This window comes from Flavitalea antarctica (assembly GCF_054461535.1).
In genome coordinates this window covers 1-17842 of record NZ_JBTLQG010000006.1, presented here as the reverse complement: position 1 = coordinate 17842, position 17842 = coordinate 1, and the positions used below count along the sequence as shown (strand labels likewise).

At 42.1% G+C, this 17842-nt stretch carries 11 protein-coding genes; 2 read left to right on the top strand and 9 right to left on the bottom strand.

The window, feature by feature from the left end; translation table 11 throughout:
* Window positions 1-2: 2 nt before the first annotated feature.
* The 9 genes from ACX0G7_RS08045 to ACX0G7_RS08005 all read right to left on the bottom strand — a co-directional run bounded on the left by ACX0G7_RS08045 (window position 3) and on the right by ACX0G7_RS08005 (window position 16398).
* A complete protein-coding gene (locus ACX0G7_RS08045) occupies window positions 3-791 on the bottom strand; it encodes a class I SAM-dependent methyltransferase (protein WP_458922932.1) in 789 nt (262 codons plus the stop codon).
* Between the two features lie 23 nt (window positions 792-814).
* Complete coding sequence (locus tag ACX0G7_RS08040) at window positions 815-3736, bottom strand: non-ribosomal peptide synthetase (protein WP_458922931.1); 2922 nt, start codon at window positions 3734-3736, stop codon at window positions 815-817.
* A gap of 4 nt (window positions 3737-3740) precedes the next feature.
* Entirely contained in the window at window positions 3741-4964 is a 1224-nt protein-coding gene (locus tag ACX0G7_RS08035) for a HupE/UreJ family protein (protein ID WP_458922930.1), read from the bottom strand.
* Window positions 4965-5142: 178 nt separating this feature from the next.
* Entirely contained in the window at window positions 5143-9303 is a 4161-nt protein-coding gene (locus ACX0G7_RS08030; RefSeq protein ID WP_458922929.1) for an amino acid adenylation domain-containing protein, read from the bottom strand.
* A gap of 10 nt (window positions 9304-9313) precedes the next feature.
* Entirely contained in the window at window positions 9314-9553 is a 240-nt protein-coding gene (locus tag ACX0G7_RS08025; protein WP_458922928.1) for an acyl carrier protein, read from the bottom strand.
* A 27-nt stretch (window positions 9554-9580) separates the two neighbouring features.
* A complete protein-coding gene (locus ACX0G7_RS08020) occupies window positions 9581-11128 on the bottom strand; it encodes an amino acid adenylation domain-containing protein (protein WP_458922927.1) in 1548 nt (515 codons plus the stop codon).
* Window positions 11129-11130: 2 nt separating this feature from the next.
* Window positions 11131-12282: an acyl-CoA dehydrogenase family protein gene (locus ACX0G7_RS08015; RefSeq protein WP_458922926.1), complete on the bottom strand. Its 1152-nt coding sequence runs from the start codon at window positions 12280-12282 to the stop codon at window positions 11131-11133.
* A 10-nt stretch (window positions 12283-12292) separates the two neighbouring features.
* Complete coding sequence (locus tag ACX0G7_RS08010; RefSeq protein WP_458922925.1) at window positions 12293-13429, bottom strand: ornithine cyclodeaminase family protein; 1137 nt, start codon at window positions 13427-13429, stop codon at window positions 12293-12295.
* A 635-nt stretch (window positions 13430-14064) separates the two neighbouring features.
* Entirely contained in the window at window positions 14065-16398 is a 2334-nt protein-coding gene (locus ACX0G7_RS08005; RefSeq protein ID WP_458922924.1) for an ABC transporter permease, read from the bottom strand.
* Between the two features lie 450 nt (window positions 16399-16848).
* Between ACX0G7_RS08005 and ACX0G7_RS08000 the strand changes: the two genes are divergently transcribed.
* A complete protein-coding gene (locus ACX0G7_RS08000; RefSeq protein ID WP_458922923.1) occupies window positions 16849-17418 on the top strand; it encodes a Crp/Fnr family transcriptional regulator in 570 nt (189 codons plus the stop codon).
* 85 nt (window positions 17419-17503) lie between these two features.
* On the top strand, window positions 17504-17842 hold a 339-nt coding region (locus tag ACX0G7_RS07995), incomplete at its 3' end, for a RidA family protein (protein ID WP_458922922.1).

Here is a 17842-nt window from a genome sequence, read left to right as displayed (position 1 = left end):
AATTACTTGACGGCTTTTACAATTACCATGGAATTTGCCCACCACGTATCATTTATGTCATCAGGAAGTTCCAGTTCAATCATCTTTAGCGAAAAAGACGAAAAATGCTTAAAAAGAGCGCGTTGGTGACCCCGACCCAACGAATCAATTTCATTTGAAAAATAAGTAAAAACACCACCGGGGCGCAAATGTTTAGCCGCCGTTTCAAAAAAATGTTCGGCAAAAGTCGCTTTTCCATGAACGTATTTCATATACTCTTCCTCGTTGAGGGGATAGGTATGAAAAAAAATCCCGTCAAAGTGCCCCAGGTCATCGATGGTATCCTGCCATAAACCATGGACCAGGTTTATTCTATTTTCTTTAAACAGATCCTTCCATTTAAAAAACGTTTCAACCACGGAGTCATTACATTCGATTATGGTATGCGAACGCACACCTTGCTCCTGTATAATTGTCGCCGAAACTCCATAACCAAAGCCGATTTCTAAAATGTCACCATGGTGTTCGGTGACCACTTCCGCCATTGCCTGCATCAGGGGGATTTGCCATTCTTCCATAATTTCTTCATCGGAAAGAACTTTTTGTGTCCGATCATCCAAAGAAATCCCGGGTTTTCCAGGGACGAAGCGCGCCGCTGATTTATCCAACGCGTGAAGATTATCGCTGAATTCATTCAAAGCGTTATTTAATAAAGCATTTCGCTGTGCATCCCTGGGCGGACGAATAAAATCCTCTCGTTTTATCTCGAGAACAATTTCAAAATCTTCTGTTCTTCTAATTTTCTTCGTCATAAGTACACCTAAAAATGTTCCGTTTAACCCAGTATATATTCTATCTCCCGGTCTGACATTTTCTCAACATTTTTCAGCATTTCCTCCGCCTCTTCTGAACTCATTTTCTCCAGCTTTGCTAATAATACTTCTGCCAGCGTTGCATCCGGTGCCCCCGCCATTTTTTGTATGGTTTCGAGTTTTATGACAACCTCCCTGACTTTATCGTTTTGTTTAATGGCTTCCTGTATTTCTCCGAGTTCGACCCGGTAACCCCGGATCTTTACCTGGCTATCTTTTCGTCCCAGGAACACAATCGTGCCATCTGCTCTGTATCGGCACAAATCACCGGTTCCATATATCTTGTCAGAAGATTCAGGATTAAAGATGTTTGGAACGAAGTATTTGTCTGTTAAGTCCGGATTGTTGAAATACCCATTCGCTACGCCTTTGCCACCGATGAATAACTCTCCCGAAACACCGACCGGAACGCGATTCTGATTTTCGTCTACAATATAAATCTGGCAGTTGGCAATCGGTTTTCCTATCGGCACATTTAGTTCCGATTCTGTGGGAGTAGTCTGATAGACCGTTGCCCAAACCGTGGCTTCAGTTGGACCATATTCATTGTAAAGCTCAACATGGGGCAACAACTTAAAATGTTCATGACACAAAACTTTTGGACAAGCTTCCCCGGCAACAATGATCGTCCTGAATCTATCAAATACCTGCTTCGGAAGATTTTTGATCAGAGCCTGGTAAAGCGTTGGTAAAAGGAGCGTGTGTGTTATCTCTTCGGAGACGAAAGTTTCGGCAAGACTAATTAAATCCTGCTCCGTCCGGCGTTCGACCAACACCAGTTTTCCGCCCGCCGTTAGCGTCCAAAAAATTCCTGCAACAGAACTATCAAACGAAAACGATGACATTAACAGGAAGCTCCGGGGCTGATTTGGATAATGATCAAAACGAGCCATCGTCGAATAAGCGAGATTTCTGTGAGTCACGCAGACGCCTTTCGGTTGCCCGGTACTGCCCGAAGTGTAGAGGACATAGGCTAAGTCTTCCCCTTCAATTGCGATTGGCAGGACCGGCTCGTCTGAGCTCTCAGAAGCGATGATTTCATCAATTGTCTGCAGGTTAACCAAATGGTCTTCGACTAATGAAGTCAGATGTTTCTGAGTTAGCACAACGCTGGCGGACGAGTTGTTGAGAACAAAATCAAGACGTTTTTTAGGGTATTGGGCATCAAGTGGTAAATAGGCCCGACCCGCTTTTAAAACACCCAGGATTCCAATGATCATATCGATCGAAGGTTCAACCAATAAACCGATCGGCCGGCTTTTATCAGGATTCGACTTCAGGAGATAATTGGCAACGCAGTTTGCCCGCCGGTTTAGTTCTCCGTAAGTTATTGTCTGTGTTTGAAATGATAACGCAGGTTGTTGAGGTCCTGCTGCGACTTGTTCATTAAACAAGTCAATAACGGACTTCAGATTTGTTATGTCAGTGTTCGTATCGTTCCATATGGAAAATAATGTCAATTCATGATCAGTGATCATATTTAATTCAGAAATCGGTCGGTTTGGTTTTTCAACTATTCCTTCGAGCAGCGTTCTCAAATGACCATGCATTCGTTCGATAGTTTCTTCAACGAACAGATCTTTTGAATACTCAAAAACCGCTGTGATTTCACCCGCCTTTTCCGCAATGAAAAGAGTCAGATCGAATTTTGTCACGCCGAAATCAAAAGGCTCGTGCCCGATGGCTAAATCTTCTCCGAAATCAGGCATCCCTGGAACATCGTGATAAATAAACATGACCTGGAAAAGCGGATTCTGATTTAGATAACGTTCGGGTTTTAAAGATTTCACAAGTACTTCGAACGGCATATTTTTATGAGCAAATGCGGCTTGTGTTGTTGACCAGACATTTTCCAACAAATCAATAAACGTGGGATCATTTGACAAATCAGAACGCAGGACCAGTGTGTCGTCGAAAAAGCCGATAAGATTTTCGAGGGCGATCTCATCCCTGTTGGTAAAAGGTGAGCCGACAAGAATATCGTTTTCGCCTGAATAGCGTTTCAGTAATATCTTAAATGCGGTGAGGATCACCGTGTAAAGCGTTTTGTTTTTTTCCCGGCAAAAGTTTTTGAGTTTGTTTGAAAGTTCGATCGGAAGTTTTTGAGTGGAGTAGGCTCCCCGGAAAGTCGGGCGGTAAGGTCTTGGAAAATCTGTCGGCAACTCCAGAAAAGTTAAGCTGTCCTGCAACTTGTTTTTCCAATAGGCCAGGTTTTCAGCGTTTGGCTTTCTCAGACTTTGTGAGTATGCATAATCCGCGTACTGAATCTCCAGGGGTGAAAAATTCACATCCGGACCATTGGCCAGTTTCCGGTAGTATTCAGCAACTTCTTTCTGTAAAAGTTGCATCGACCACTTGTCCATGATGATATGATGCAAAGTCAGAACCACCAAAAACTCATCTTCTTTCAGCCGCAAAATCGAAATTCTTGTAAGGTATCCATCGGGCGACTCTAAAGATTTACGCGCTTCTCTGATGGCTACGTCCCGGTAGACCTTTTCGAGCTCAGTTTCGGGCAAGTCTCTCAAGTCGTGTTCAGAGACTTCAAAAAGTGGATTACCATTTACTTGTTGAAATGCCCGTCCATCTTCAAATACAACTTTTGTTCGCAGAACATCGTGTCGCTGAGCCGCGATTTCAAAACTTTTTACTAATCGTTCAACATCCAGTTTTCCTTTAAACCTATAAGCGTCGGCATAATGGTAAAAAGGGTTTTCGGGGTAAAGCTGCTGCAAAAATAGCAGGCGTTGTTGACCCAACGAAAGCGGCACCCGGGTCCCTTCCGGACGTGGCTGAATGCCTTTTGGGGCCTCAGGCTTTTTTTCCCGGTTAAGCCATTTACTCAGTAACGAGCTTTGATTACTTTTTTCTGAACCTGCCTGCATAAAATTAAAGTCCTAAAATTTGTTTGATAGATCTCAAGACCGTGAAGTCAACATCAAAGGCGCGTTCAATAAACCAATATAGCGAAAAGAGTATAAGGATTATGGAGCCGAACACACGTATTTTCGGATACAACAAAGTGTTGCGTAACAAATACAAAATCGGAAACACCACAAGGATTATCGCCAATTGACCGATTTCAACGCCGAGGTTAAAACCAAATATCGAAAGCCCCAGGTAATTACCAACGAGTCCTTTTTCAGCGAGAACGCTGGCGAAGCCAAAACCGTGAAAAAGTCCGAAGACAAAAGCAATAAGCCATTCTTTTCCCGAGAAGAGCGGGTAAATGTTATGAATAGCGGCGAGCGCAATAGAGATTGCAATAATTGATTCGATCAGTCGCGAAGGCAGGCTAACAATCTGAAATGCGGCCAGGCATAAAGTGATAGAATGGGCTATAGTAAAGAATGTGACAATCTTTACCACATTTATGAGGGCAGGTTTGAGTCTGTCAACCGGCATCCAAACTTTGTTGCCGGGCCCAGCCGCGAGAGTCCTGTTAGTCGAACGGAACGTCAGAACCGACGGTAAGAGCAACGCCAACAAAAATAAAATGTGATCAAAGCCGATCCAGATATGCCAGATTCCTGATTTGATCATTGCCCACAATGATTGCATCATAAAATCTTCTGTTGTCGATAGTTCCTGCCTGGTTTTACCTGGCGAAAACTCAAGCGAGTACATTGATTCGTTATTCGCTAATCCCGTATTTTTATTTTCTTCAATGACGACCAGGGCGGTGTGCCCTGGAATATCTTTGATAAAAGCTTCGTAGTAGATATTAATTTTTTCGGGAACTTTTTTTACGCCTTCGAGTTCAAATTTCAACAAAACAAAGTCGCCAAAACTTTCCGCTCTCAAAATATCCGGATTAGTAAATCGTATCCGATAATCACCATCTTCCGGTGAATTAAATGAAGCGTTTTGCAACACATATTCCTGGATCTTTGCAATATGAGGAGCAACATCTTCTTTTGTAAATCCGACTTTCAAATCCAGGCCGAAAACCTTGTTTAAATCTTTGGTGGATATTTCAAAGTGTCCACGAACAGATTCTTTTTGAATTTGAAAATAAATGTAGCTCTGATCCGGAAAGTGGGCGAGGGCCCTTGAGTGAAAAGCCGTTATCAGCAGAAGACAAAGAAGTACCTTAAATTTAAATTTCTTCATTCGTTTTTAATTAATTTTTTATCTGTCGGATTCACCTACGCTGCGCTTCGGCGACGCCGTAGCCTATGGGGCCACGCCCGACGACGCCGTATCGTATCGGGCCTCGCCCGACGAAGCTTTCCACCTACGCTGCGCTTCGGCGGACGCCGCAACGTATCGGGCCTCGCCCGACGAAGCTTCAGCGTAGTCGGGTGAATTCTCCAAGTAATTCTGAGATCGACTTTTCAATATGTTGAGCTAATTGTGAAATGGTTGAATTTTCGAAAACCATGTTAACCGGTAATTCCAGGTCGAAAGCATTGTTTACCCTTGACGCGATCCTGATGGCAGCCAGTGAATTGCCGCCCAGCTCAAGAAAATTATCGTGCACGCCTATCTTTTCTATTTGCAAAACCTCAGCCCAGATCTCTGAAAGTATTGTTTCAAATTCCGTTTCAGGTGCAACGTAATTGGTATTCTCTTCTTTGGAAATGACTGCCAGGTTCCGCAAAGTTTTTCGGTCGACTTTCCCATTGTCTGTCAGCGGGAATGATTCCATCCTTTTAAAGTAAGTTGGTATCATGTAATCCGGCAGGTCATTTTTCAGACGATTTCTTAATTCGGCTGTGGAAATCTCAGCATCGGCAATATAATAGGCGACGAGATTTTTATCAGTACTGACTTGCGTTGAAGTGTACCCGATTTCTCCCAATATCCGTGTTACTTCATTTTCATCAATTTCCTCATTTATTTCATCTAAGGAGACTTCCCGGGTTTTGTGGCCCATGCGCACGTCCCAACTGTAAGGGAACGCATAATTGCTGTAACCCCGCTCTTTTTTGTGAACATAAATTCCTACCTGGTTGATCAGACAATTCGTCGAACGCCCGGTATCGGATGGACGGATCCATGGAAGATGTTTATCGAGGTAATTCATCATTTCCCCAAAGTCAACATCAAAGAATCTGTAAAAATCCAGGAACTGAACTTTTTCAAATACGGTGTCGTCATTGAATATTGACGTGTCCAATAAATTTTTTACGGCATCATTTACCCGGTGATACGATTTGCGGGCTTCAAGGATGGTTTTATCAATTGTATCTACATCATCTTTCCAAAACAGTTCTTCGGTGAGGCGGGTTTCAAAAAACTGCCCTCTCGATAGCCCGGTAACAATAAAAGGAATTTTTTTGTCAAAAGCAACCTGCGTGCTCAGGGTGTAAATCGTCTTAAAACATCCGTTGCAGACATTGCTATACCTTTTGAGACTATCAACAAAAATCTCATTCATTGCAGGGGTCTCTCCAAAAACATGATCGACACCCAAAACGTTCACAACCCGCCTGATATTGGCTTTCGCCGACTCTGAGATATAGCCGTTGTCTAAAGTAAAAGCGAGAACGCTGACACCCATTCCCACTAATTGAGCAAGGGCGTAGGTACTGTCTTTGCCGCCGCTTAAGAGCACCAGGCAATCATATTCGCCTTTTCTTTCGGCCTTCGCTTTATCCAGTAGTTTTTGAAGATCCACCGGGGTTTTGAAATATTTTTGGGCATTTTGGCGGTAATCTTCGAACGAAAGACAGTAATTGCAGACGCCGTTTTCATCAAACTCTGCCTGCGGATAATTTGAAGGCAATCCGCATCGGGTACAGTTTGTATCCGAGTCAACAGGCACGGATCTTTTGTCGTCAATCAGTTCAACCACACAATCCTTTATACCGGCTTTTTTTGACAATGCTGATTCGATTTCGCCTAATTCAATACGAATTCCGCCTATTTTAACCTGTTGATCTTTTCGCCCTAAATATTCAATTTCACCTTTTGAATTCAAACGGGCTAAATCCCCTGTATCATAAATTTTTGTCTGGGGCTGAAAAGGATTGTTTTGAAATTTTTGCGTGGTAAGTTCCTTATCATTCCAATATCCAACCGACAAACCATCGCCCGAAATATAAAGCTTTCCTACTGCACCTTGCGGAACAGGGTTTAGATTTTCGTCCAGAATATAAGCCTGCATATTTGCGATTGGTTTACCGACCGGGACAGATTTCGATAAATCGTTTGCAGAATCATAACGATGCACAACACAACCCACAGTCGCCTCGGTCGGGCCATATTCGTTATAGATTTTTACTTCGTGATCAAAGGCTTCAGTTATGCTTTCAGCTAACTCGCGTTTGAAATCTTCACCGCCAACGATCATCGTTCTAAGACGGGAATTCTTTAAGTCCCTCTCTTTTAAAAGGCTAAGATGCGATGGTGTTAATTTGATGACATCAGCCTGGTTGTCATCGACAACATCAAAAATCGCTAAATCCGGTCCCTTTTCACTTTCTTCATAAACTACGATCGAAGCGCCGCATGTAAGCGGGACAAAAATGGATGTAACGGTCAGATCAAAATCTATGGTCGTAAACAATGGGAACGTCACCTGAGCCGTTATGCCGTATGCTGCGCCTGCCCAATTTATATAATTGGCGAGTGCCCTTTGCGAAATCTGAACGCCTTTTGGCTGACCGGTCGATCCGGAAGTAAACATTATATAAGCGAGTGATTCCGGCAAAATTGTTCTGTCCGGATTCGTTGTTTTCTGTTCGTTGATATGTTGCCAATCGGCATCAATTCGTAAAAGTGGAACCTGTACATCCTCCAGGTTGTCAGCATGACGACTATTAGTTAAAACGATTACGGCCTGCGACTCCCTGATTCTATCAGTTACACGACTGCGCGGGTTATTCGCGGCGATCGGAACATACGCACAGCCCGCTTTGAGAGTCGCGAGTATGCCGACAATCAGATCGGCAGAACGATGAAGATAAATGGCAACACGTTTTCCAACGGTAATTTCTTTTTCAATAAAATAGTTTGCAAGTTGATTAGATCTTTCATCCAGATCGGCATAACTCAAATGCTGTGTTTTATCGGAAACAGCTGTTTTTTTCGGATTCCGTTGGACCTGCGTTTGAAAAAGATCAAGAACAGATGTGTTCCCGACTTCTTTTTGGCTGTTAAAATCGATGACGATTTGTTGAAATTCGGCGTCACTTAACAAAGAGGCATAACCGATCGATTGATATGGACTTTCAATGAAGCTGTCAAGAAGTTTTAGAAAATGATTCGTAACTGTGTCAAACATTTTTTCGCTAAAGACTGCCAGGTTCAAATCAAAATAGAGCTTTATACAGTCAGCATCATCATTGTAAACATGAAACCGGAGATGATGGCTGGAATCCGTATGATCCGGATGGTGCCATTCAGCTTTGCAAGGGATTTCATTAAAATCCGGGAAATCGGTAGTTATATAATTTAGAACAACGTGAAAGGCCCGGTTCAATTGGGGTGTGCTGAGTCCTGGTTGAGCGTTGCGTAAAAATTCATAGGTCTTGTTGCTGACCCGCTTGAATAAGGAAAGAAAGGTATCTTCATTTTTTACTTCAATGGTGAAAGGGAAAAACTCGATAAACAATCCAGGCGTCTCTTTAAAATCCGGTGTAGACCGATTATGAACCGGAGTGCCAAAGGTTATTTTATTCTGCTCACTGCTGATCCGGGATAGATAGACCGATAGGATAGAGGCAAAGATGTTGAAAAGCGTAAGCTGTGAATTCAGCAGCCGAAAATCTTTTTCTTTGGCAATTGCGAGCAGCTTTTCCGTTCGTTGTTTTCCCAAAGGAAAAGAAACCCTTTTAGAAAGGGTTGTTTGTTCTTTAACAATTTTGCCGTATAACCTTAAGTTGGTAGCGACAGACTTTAATTGCTCCTCCCAATAAGTCTTTACCGAATTGTTTTTTACATTAAGCCTGTTAGCCTTTTCATATTCAACGTAGTTTTGAAACAGGGGTACTTTAATATCAGTTGTTGACGCCCCTTCTGCAACACGCCTGTAAATTTTACTAAATGCTTTGTATTGAAGAGCTACCCCTGACGCGTCAGATATTATATGATGTTGATTAAAATACCAGATAAATTTGTTCTCCGGCATCTTTATTAATACAGAATCAAAAAGCGGCTTTGATAGTTCAAAGATCTTCTTCATTCTTGCATTGAGCCAGGTTTGAAAATGTTCGTCTGAACTTTTCTCTTTTGAGAAATCAAGCAATTCAACTTTGTAAGAAACTGAATCAAGGAGCCTTGCATGCGGAACGTCGTCTATTGACTCAAACACTGTCCGCATGGAATCACTTTTATCAATTAAGATCTGAAATGCCGTTTGAAAATGGGACACGTTTATTTCGCCGGATAGCCCGAAGGTGAACGGAGAATTATAAAGCGGGACATTCGGACTTAATAATTGTCCTGTCCAAATCAAAAGTTGACTTTGCGTCAAATTGGATAAATTATTGAAGGCTTGATTCATTGTCAACATACTAACTTTCTACATAGTTCGTGATCGCTTTAACGTCCATGAAATTCTCTATGACGATATCTTCTGGTGGAATTTTGATATTGAATGTTTCTTCAACAAAACCGACCAGTCGCATCACCGCCATGGAATCCAATAAGCCGCTACCCAACAAATCATCTTCAGGCAATAGTTCGATTTCGCCCTTTCCGGAAAGCAAATTTTCCTTAATATACTTTATAATTATCACCTCGTTTGAATCCATATATAGTTTATAACGTTTGGCAGTTTGTTAGTTTTTTAGCACTTTGTAATCGATCTTCCCCGCCGGAGTTCTCGCAATTTTATCGCTGAAATGGACTGTTCGCGGAAGGGCGTAGGCCGGTATTCTGGCGGCTAAAAATTCCTTTATGTTTTCGTCGGTTTCACGACCCGCCTCGCTGAGAACAACTATTGCTTCAATAAACTGCTCTTCTTCGTTTTTTATATTGTAAACTGCCGTTTCTATTACATACGGGTGCGACATTAAAACAGATTCAATTTCATCAAGTTCAATACGATAGCCGCGAATTTTAATCTGCCTGTCTTTTCTTCCTGCAAACATCAGTTGCCCGTCATTTTTTCGCCAAACCAGGTCGCCGGTCCGATAAAATATTTCCTCTGCATTGGGGAACTTTTCTCTCCTGTAAAAACCTTTCTGAGTTAATTCGGGTTTACCCCAATAACCCTTCATCATGGTCGCCGTGCGCACAAGAAGTTCGCCGGTATTCCCTTCGGGAACTTCCGAATCATTGTTATCGACTATTAAAACCTCGGTATTATTCCACACATATCCCAGCGGAATGGCAGCATCTGTTTCCGGCAATTCCGTTAGATTGAGATAAGTACATTGGTTTACTTCAGTGGGGCCATAAACATTAGAAAACACCGCGTTGTTCCATAACAACATTAAACTTCGCAGATGTTTTGCGGGAAAAGGTTCACCACCGAAAAGAACCCAGCGAAGGGCGTCCAGTTTTCTGTCCTCCAGGGCACCTCTTTGCAGCAAATGTGTAAGCGCCAGGGGGACAGAATACCACATAGTGATTTTCTCTTTTTCTATCAACTGCGACAGACTTGCCGGAATTAATTTATGACTTTCGGGAATTAATACTGTTGTTCCGCCGGCGAGCGGCATGGTAAAATATCCCAGCGTTGAAATATCAGAATGCAAAGGGGAGTGATTCGCTAAAATATCAGTTGGTCGCACATCGTACAAACCCATCGAAAGTTTCGCATATGCTAACCCGCTACGATGTGAATGCATAATGCCTTTGGGCGCTCCGGTGGTTCCCGAGGTGTACATTATATAGGCCAGATCATCTTCCAACATTCTGACCGAAACAGTTTGAGATGGACCAATGCGTGCAACTTCGTCCCAGGAGACTGTTTTTACGGGAAGCTTTTCGTCCATTCCAATCACAACCTCGAGGGAAACATTTTCCTGGAAAACTTTTTTCAAAGAACGGCTCTGTTTTTTTCCGCTGATGATGTGGGTGATCCCGCAATCACTTATTACATAAGCAATGCGGGCGGGCGGAGCATTTGTGTCTAATGGGACGAAAACCGCCCCGGCAGACATAATGCCATAAACAGCTATTGGTGATTCCAAAGAGAGATCCAGGAAAATACCTACCCGGTCGCCGCGTTTTATTCCAAGTTCGCTCAGCATGAAAGCCAGTTGATTCGAACGCTTTAGTAATGTTGAATAAGTCAGGGAGTCATTTTCATATCGAAATGCAATGTTATCGGGAAAATGATTTGCCGAGTTTTTTATGAGTTCAGGTAACAAATAAATCATCACTATAGTCCTACCATTTTTGCAATAATATTTCTCTGTATATCCGAAGTCCCGGCATACAAAACGCCTCCGACCGCATCTCTCAGATCTCGTTCTATCCCGTAATCGACCAGATATGCATTCCCTCCTCTGTTTCGGATAGCATCCAGACTCGAAGTCAGGAAACTCTCGCTCAGATGTAATTTCAACATGGCTGCTTCAAGCATAGCTGGTTTGTTTTGTTTTTTTAACCAGGCCAATTTATACAGGAGCAGCTTCGACGTTTCAATCCGAAGTTTCATTTCGGCGATCCGGTTTGAAACTGATTGAAAGTTCCCGATTACCTGCCCGAATCTCTTATGTTCTTTTGCAAATTCAACAGATTCTTCAAGTTGTCGCTCCATCGCTCCCAGGCCACCGGCGAGAATGCAGCACCGGTCATACTCAAGGGAATGATTGCTGATACTGAAACCTGCCCCTTCTTTTCCGAGCCGGTTTTCCTCGGAAACAAAACAATTTGTCAGTTTAATTTCACCAATCGGGACGGTTCGCAATCCCATTTTTTGCCGCACCGGGCTGGCTTCATAACCTTCCAGGCTTCTTTCAACCAGAAAGGTGGTGACGCCCCACTTGCCTAACTTAGGATTCACATTGGCAAAAACGATTGCCACATCTGCAACCGGAGCTAATGTTACCAGGCATTTCTCTCCATTCAGAATATAACCGCCGTCCTTCTTTTCAGCAGTCATTTTCATATTAAATACGTCCGAACCCGACTCCACTTCAGTTAATGCGTGAGCTCCCAACCATTCACCACTGGTCAACCTGGGAAGAAACTTTTGTTTTTGCGTGTCGGTTCCAAATAAACCAATAGACATTTGTACTGTCCACATCTGTGCATTTAAGCCCAGCACCAACCCCGAGTCTTTGCACGCATAACCCAATCCTTGCATGGCGAGTACACTGCGCAAAAGATCTACTTCATCAAGCTTGCCACCAAACTTTGCCGGAGTCGCCAAACCCAGTATGCCGAAATCTGCACACTTTTGCCAAAGATCACGGGAGAAGATGCCTTCTTTATCCCGCTTAACGATATCATCATTCAGTTCGCTTTTCGCAAACTGTATGACCTCATTTCTGAAGTTTAAATCTTCTTCCGACCAGGAAAAATCCATGATTACTTTTTTAACCTTTTGCGGACAATAAGCTTACTGCCTTTTTAAATTGGGAATCTTTGTCATCCATTCTTAAGCTTTCAGCTGTTAAAAAATCATACGGATTTTTGGTATCAGCCGGTCTGTTTTCGATTTCCAATTCTTGTCCCAAACCTAACTCCGAAGCGCAATCCAAAAACAGATCCATTACAACCTTATCTTCCAGGGCCCAACCCGTTGAATCAAACACGCTTCTTTCATTTTGCAGATATGTATATTTATCTGAATTTTGGACAACTTCAACCAATCCAGCTCCAATATCTTTTAGCTCAAGTTGCTGACATTCACCTTCAACGATAGCCTGCCCGATAAAGTCAGGACAGACAAAACTTTTTTGGAGTAACTCAAACGGAATTTCAACCTTGCCAGGGAAATCGGAACCGACTGCATTGATATGTATATGCGGTTTTGTTTCGATATTGGAAAATAAAGGACCGGCCCCGATATCCAGTGATGTTGCAGTGCATAGAATGTCAGCATTTTTTACAATCTCTTCAATAGTTGTGATCACAAAACTAATATCTGAATTCAATGCCGAACAACGTTTTTCAAACGAGGAAGCAGCGGTCGGATCAATATCGTAAATCAAAACGCGCTCGATTTTGAAGTAGAGAGAAAGTGCATGAAGTTGGGTAACTGCCTGGGTTCCGCATCCTATCAAACCCAAAACTGAGCTTGTCGGTTTCGCCATCAATTTGGTGGCTACCGCCGATGCCGCTCCTGTGCGAATTGCAGTCGCCAAAACTCCATCGATCAGGGCACGAAGATGCCCGGAATTAGTATCGTATTCAGAAATTGTCGAAACGATTGTTGGTAAATGGAATTTGTTTGGATTAGACGGATGGTATCCGACTACCTTTATTAAAACTTCCCCCTCTTGATCATGCTGGTTATAGAGAGGCATCCACTCAATCAAACCTGGCTCGGGCTTTTCATATTGGAATCCGCTTCTAACGGGAATGGATAACTTTTGCGGATTATATTCTTTAATGGCAATTGTTAAACGTTCAACTAAGGTCATCATTATCCAGTCAATTCCAAAATGCCGCAAAATTTCCTGTATATCAAAACTGGATAAGACTAGTGTTTTGTTGTTATTTGCATGCATATTCTCCTGGCTGAAGCTATGTTTTCTACTGAGGTTCTTGTTTTCCCGGGTCTTACCATAGAGATACGTTTAAAACTAAAACAAAGTTCTCAAAAAATGCATTTTTTTGGAAAAATGACGTCAAACTGAACAAATTCCCGGCCTGGGAATCTGTTTTTGCGTTTAATCATTGCCCTGGAAGGCGCATAAGCTTCAGAGTGGGCCGCTTGCCAGTTATTTTTTACCGCTATTTTTTTGATCTCACCACCGAGGTAGGTATTCTTTTAGGTAAAAGCTTGTACAAAACTTCCATTTGAATAATAAGCTAACAAGTATTTGTCTAGGTGTCGCATGTGTTAGTGTGTTCAATATGAAATGCAGAAGACCACCTGATTTCGCGGGTCTCAAATTCTATTACTTACACGAATGTCGTAAAAGTTCAACAGCTTGCCCAGGAGCTGAAGGAGGAAGGGAAGCGGATCTCTCTTGACTTCAGATTTATTACAGACAATAAAATCCTTACTAAAGGATGTGATGTGAACACTCCGGTTACATATGAGTTAAAAGCTTTTCATAGTTAACCAGGGAGAAATTCGCTCAATGATTCCAATATGTACTGTATAATAAGGAAGATCCTATCCAAAAGTTATCTAAACTTACTCTGCCTTTAAAACTTTTACAGGTTCAATCTGACCCGCTCGTATGGTTTGGGACAGGACAGTCAGTAGACCGAATATGGCAACCAAACCAAAGCCTATGGCTAGATTTACAAAACCTAAATCAAGTTGATTGCCCATTTCAGTTCTTAGTAATTGACCGCAAAACAAGCCCGCCGGAACACCAATAAGTCCCGCAGCCAGGATAAGAAAGCCGAAATTTTTAGTAACTATCAATACCAGTTTTATTTTGTTTGCTCCTAATACTTTTCGTACACCCAGTTCTTTTGTGCGTATTTCTACGGAGTAACTGGCTATCCCTAACATGCCTAACGCAGCGATTATTATGACAATCAGGGCAGAACCTCCAACGATTTCTAATTCCCCACTGATTTTGTCTGAATAACGGTGTTCTTTTAAATTTTGAATATTAGCTGTTTTTTGTGGAAAACTGTTTGTCCATATGGACTGAATGGCTTTGGTCGCTTCCAATCCAGTATTTGGCTGTATTTTTATGGTCAGGGTGGTTATTTCATTTGGCAAATACCGGTACATTAAAGGAAATTGTTGGCCAATAATTTCATTAGGCATTATGCCGATGACTTGTACATAGACGGAATCCAGTAATAGATTTTGTCCCACAATACTTTCCGATTCAGATTTCAATAATTCTGCGGCCGCTTCATTCACCAATACAAATTGCTCAGTACTTTGAGGCATATTCTCTGGAAAATTTTGCCCGGATTTTAAGCTTATTCCTTCAGTTGCCAGTGTTTTCGGGTCTATACTTACGTAATTTATTTCCAGAATTTTATCGTTAAATGTCACAGAATCTTTACCCATTTTAATTGGTTCATAATACCAGTTAGTGGCCAACGTCGTTTCGACCTGACTTAACTGGTTTATTTCGTTTTGCAGGTTTTGATATTTTTCGCCTTTTAAATCCAGTGTCAGAATGTTGGGTGACACAGTTGAGCTAATGATTGCATTGTTTTTTCTATCATACTGGGCTATAATGACAACCAGAATCATAAGCATGATGGTTACTGAAAATTGCACGACGATTAAAACTTTGTAAATAGCAACACCCTGGAACAGCTTTATATTTTTCATTTTACGCAGAATCTGTATTGGCTGAAACGCTGACAATAGGCGTGACGGAAGTGCCCCCGCGACTAAGCCTGTGATAACTGCGTATAATAAAAGAGATAAGATTAAAGTTGGATCCCACGAAAAATTTACATCGTCCATATCCGGTACATATTGTGTTAAAATAGCAACACATGGAACTGTTAACAACAAAGCAAGTATGGAGATAAGGATCGCTTCGAGTAAAAATTGACCAATAACTTGTCCTCTGGTTGCGCCTATCGTTTTGCGAACACCTACTTCTTTTGCCCGGGAGAAGGCACGCGCCAATGACAAACTGATATAATTGAAAGCCGATAACAGGGTTAAGGATAAAATTAAAAGTACCTGCGTTTTTATGTCCGCCCAGGTGATACCCGCATTGCGATCATTTTTAATGTTACTGTTGTTAGGGGTAATATCTTCTACGGATTGTGCTAAAAATTGAAGGCTGCTCTTATCCAATTTGCGGTTAAAGTTTTGGAGAGTCGTATTGAGCTGCTTTATACTTTCTTCTGATTTTAAACGTGCATAAATTGCTGAACTCTTATAGTCATTCCAATTTTGTGAAATATTGTTAATGGCTCCTTTTTTTTCAAGCAATTCAGCAGCATTCATAGAAAGCATTGCCTCAATGGGCAGATGTGTATTTAAAGGCGGGTCCTGTATAATTCCCCCAACGGTATAAGTACCTAAATTTTCAAATTGAACGGTTTGCCCCAGGGCATCAGCTTTGCCAAATATTTTTTTTGCAGTTTCTTCAGTTAAAAAGAGGGCGGTCGGATTATTGGTAAGGCTTTGTGCACTGCCTGACAACAATTTAAAGCCAAAAACATCAAAAAACGAAGGCTCTGAAAATTTTATGTCGATAGGTACATCTCCTTTGTCGGTCTGCAAATTATATTTTCCTGCCAGTCGTACTCTTACCGTTTTTTCAACCAGGGAGACGCTTTCAATCCGCGGAGCCAATGGTAAGGGAGCTGTTGCCCATTGGGTTTGTACCGCGTCCTTTGTTTCCTGCGTGAGTATCCGCACTATTTGATTTAATCCCGGATGAAAATGGTCCGTATCGAAGGTTGCTTTCAGGCCTGCGAAAAGAATAACACCAACCGCCATACTCAGTGACAAGCTTAGTATATTGACTAAAGAAAAAAGTTTGTTTTTCCAGAGTATCCGTAGAGCGATCTTTAGGTTGTTCTTTATCATGGTTTAGAATTATTGATAGTTACTAAGTATTGATCGTTGCTGAAAAAGTAGCCCAAAATATCTAAGGGAAAGATCCCTCCAGACTTTTTTGTCCAAAGTTGATACCACAGTACAAATCATTATCCATCAATGTCTTAGGTAATCATTTGTAGAGGCTTGTTCGGTTTTGGTACACCGTTGTATCGATTTGATACAGTCAGGAACAAAAGTACATCGTCAGGATTCAGAGTTTAGCGGCAATTGCTTACCCTGTCTGCATTGCAAAAATCTATTGATTTCAATTCACCGATTATTTCACTGACTATTTCACCGATTAGTATTTCACTGACTTCTAAATTCATGAATTTAATCACGATGTTACATCAATTACTTCGGTGGATGTTTTTGTTTTCTACTTCTTATCAACGCAAGCGCTTAATCCATTTTTGACTTATTCTTATCTTAGCGCATATGGAAGAGATGCTTCGCAGGCATATTGATAAGGTGGTAAACCTGACTGACGAGGAATACAGTTTTGTGCGTGGGCATTTCAGTACAAAATTTATTAAGAAAGGGGGATCACTGTTTGAAAATGGTAAACCAGTACGGCATGTATACCTGGTAATATCAGGTTTGCTTAAGCTGGTCTATCATGATCAGGCAAATCGTGAACATATCATTTCTTTTGCAATGGAAGAGTGGTGGGAAAGTGACTACCCGGCCTGGTTCTCAGGACAGCCGGCATCGCTCAGCTTATACTGCATCGAGGACACTGAGGTATACTGCCTTTCACTTGATAGTTATAACATCATTTGTGCCCAGCTTCAGAAAATGACCTATTTCTTTCTTCATAAAGCGAATCGGGGGCATATGGCTTCCCAGGAGCGCATTTTGTCGTTTCTACTTAGCACCCCGCGGGAAAGATACGACCTGGTACTGCGAAGGCAGCCTGCCTTGTTGCAACGCGTGCCAAATGCAGTGCTCGCTTCTTACCTGGGTCTGTCTCGTGAGACGCTTAGCCGGTTGTGGCGAAAAAGTTAAACCCGGGGTCGTTGCAAACTGTGATCCAGGTCACAGTTTGCCGCGTATACCCTTTTTATCTTCGCCATACAAAAAAAGTAGAATCATGAAAAAAACAGTTATCAATCCCTGGACCTGGCAGGAACAACTAAGTTACGTACAGGCCGTTGAAGTGAAGGAAACAGAAGGCACTTTGTATGTTGCAGGGCAGGCAGCGGTACATCCCGACGGCAAATCAAGCAATGCTGATATGCGCACCCAGCTTGGGTTAGCTATACAAAATCTCGAAACAGTAATAAGTGAAGCCGGCTACGAATGCCGTAATATCGTCAGACTGACCGTTTACACGACTTCCTCTGATGACTTTATTAAAAAGTGCTTTGATGTCTTCCGGGATTTCGTGACGAGGCACGGAATGAAACAGGCGGTTACTCTTCTGCAGGTG